The 590-nt window shown below is 44.7% G+C and carries 1 protein-coding gene; it reads right to left on the bottom strand.

The features are described 5' to 3' along the window. A partial coding sequence (locus ACFIM6_RS10150; RefSeq protein WP_375612701.1) for a hypothetical protein occupies positions 1–590 on the bottom strand: 590 nt, incomplete at both ends.

The following is a 590-nucleotide window of genomic DNA, read 5'->3' as shown; positions in this document are numbered from 1 at the left end:
CCATCAACTTGTAAAGCACCATTGCCCTTCACATAAATTAAGCCCGTTTTGTTGTTGGTCACATCCCCCGTCACGCTAAAGACTAAATCCTGCCCCGATGCCAATTGACCGCTATTTCTAAGCTCCCCCGTCTTGATCACGAAATCTCGTGCTGCTAAAACAGACGTTGTCTCATCAACCATAACGCTTGGAGCAATAAAGAGAATATCTCCAGTCCCACCGCCATCTCTTACGGCTTGTAGCCGCGCATTGTGAATATCAAGGGCATTGGTGCTTTGAAAGTCTAAACCGCCATAAGCCAATTCGCTCTCTGAGACATCAATATGATCTGCAATTAAATACAGCGTTTGCGGCGTGTAAATATGAGAACGATTATTGCTTAAATCGAGAGTGTTTGCTGTCAATCTCACATCCCCCTCAGCAGACAACACATTCTCAACACTGATCTCTCCAGATACCGATGTCAATGTTGCGCTGCCATAGCCCATGACCTGATCATAATAGATGTCGTTGCCTGCAAAAATTTCAATATTGCCACCACTGGCAATCTGACCAACCTTCACCCCTTCTTTTGCTGTAATCAAAAGAAA

It is taken from the genome of Bartonella sp. AA9NXGY, assembly GCF_042196845.1.
GTDB lineage: Bacteria > Pseudomonadota > Alphaproteobacteria > Rhizobiales > Rhizobiaceae > Bartonella.
Note: the sequence above shows the minus strand (reverse complement) of the source record. Positions and strands in the feature narration are given on the sequence as shown.